At 65.4% G+C, this 1690-nt stretch carries 1 protein-coding gene; it reads left to right on the forward strand.

Translation table 11 applies throughout. The annotated features are described in order from the left end of the window. Window positions 1–396: 396 nt before the first annotated feature. Window positions 397–1562 (forward strand): IS3 family transposase gene (locus tag DE149_RS11535; RefSeq protein ID WP_113914520.1). Its coding sequence is split into 2 segments (ribosomal slippage): window positions 397–681 and window positions 684–1562, totalling 1164 coding nucleotides; the frame shifts between segments, so codons are not numbered across the junction. Window positions 1563–1690 lie beyond the last annotated feature (128 nt).

The raw sequence follows: 1690 nt of genomic DNA on the forward strand, positions 1-1690 counted from the left end.
CCCTATCGCGACGCCTATTCCTCCGGCCTGCCGTCGGCCGCTGTCCCGGTGAAGGATCGGCTTGCGGAACGTGAGCCTCACTCGCAGCGCCCTCTGGCCCGCGTGCTTGGAGGCCGCCACTGAGCTCCGACAGAACCCCGCCATATAGCGGCGCAAGCCACACCCGTCTGGACATGGACAGAGCATGCTGCCAAGTCGTTCGGCGGGCATGGGGTTGCTCTCTCTTCTCCGCTAGGGCGTGTCTGAGAATGGATCCGGGGTCTTAGCCCAACCCTCGAAGCATTATCAGACACGCCCTAGGCCGATCAGGACGAGCGGGAACAAGATGGGGACTGCCGCACGAATAGGTGACACCTGATCTGGCTTGCCCGCAGGGCGGCCTGGAAGGATGTTGCTGTGCCTGCTCCCTATCCCCAAGAGTTCCGTGACGACGTCGTGCGCGTGGCCCGCAGCCGCGAAGAGGGTGTGACGCTCGCGCAGATCGCCAAGGACTTTGGCATCCATGAGATGACCCTGTCGAAGTGGATGCGCCAGGCCGACGTCGAGGACGGCGCGAAGCCTGGGACAACCAAAGCCGAGTCGGCCGAGAACCGTGAGCTGAAGAAGCGGATCCGCCTGCTCGAGCAGGAGAACGAGGTCCTACGACGGGCGGCGGCCTACCTGTCCCAGGCGAACCTGCCGGGAAAAGGCTCTACCCGCTCGTGAAGGAGCTCGCCGCCGTCGGGATCCCCGTCGCGGTGACGTGCCGGGTGCTCAAGCTCTCCCGCCAGCCCTACTACCGCTGGCTGGCGGACCCTGTCACCGACGCCGAGCTGGCCGAGGCGTACCGGGCGAACGCGTTGTTCGACGCCCATCAGGACGATCCGGAGTTCGGCTACCGCTTCCTGGTCGATGAGGCCAAGGAAGCCGGCGAGGTGATGTGTGAGCGCAGCGCGTGGCGGATCTGCCGGGACAACGGCTGGTGGTCGGTGTTCGGGAAGAAGCGCGGCAAGAACGGGAAGAAGCCGGGTCCGCCGGTGCACGATGACCTGGTGGAGCGGGACTTCACTGCTGGCGGTTCAAACCAGCTGTGGTTGACCGACGTCACCGAGCACAGGACCGCCGAGGGCAAGCTCTACATGTGCGCGATCAAAGACGTCTTCTCCGGGCGGATCGTCGGCTACTCCATCGACTCGCGAATGAAAGCCCGGCTGGCCGTCCAGGCACTGCAGAACGCCGTTGCTCGGCGCGGGGATGTGGCCGGTTGCATCGTTCATTCGGACCGCGGGTCGCAATTTCGATCCCGGAAATTCGTCCATGCCCTCAACCGGCACGGCTTGGTCGGCTCGATGGGCAAAGTGGGTGCGGCCGGGGACAACGCCGCCATGGAGAGCTTCTTCGCCCTGCTGCAGAAGAACGTCCTCGACAGGCGGTCCTGGACGACCCGGGATGAGCTACGGATCGCGATCGTCACCTGGACCGAGCGCACCTATCACCGGCGCCGTCGACAAGCCCGTCTCGGGCGGTTGACCCCCATCGAGTACGAGACCATGATGAAGCCCGCCGTGACCCTCCCGGCATAAGACCCCACCTATCACCTATCGGTGCGGCAGTCCCGATCACGCAGGACTGGCTGCAGGTAGGTGTCGCGGTCTGAACCGAGAGGGGTGCGCCCGGTCGGGGCCGTTTGGATCGCTGCCGCTACGTCAGA

It is taken from the genome of Micrococcus sp. KT16 (assembly GCF_003315015.1).
Lineage (GTDB): Bacteria > Actinomycetota > Actinomycetes > Actinomycetales > Micrococcaceae > Micrococcus > Micrococcus luteus.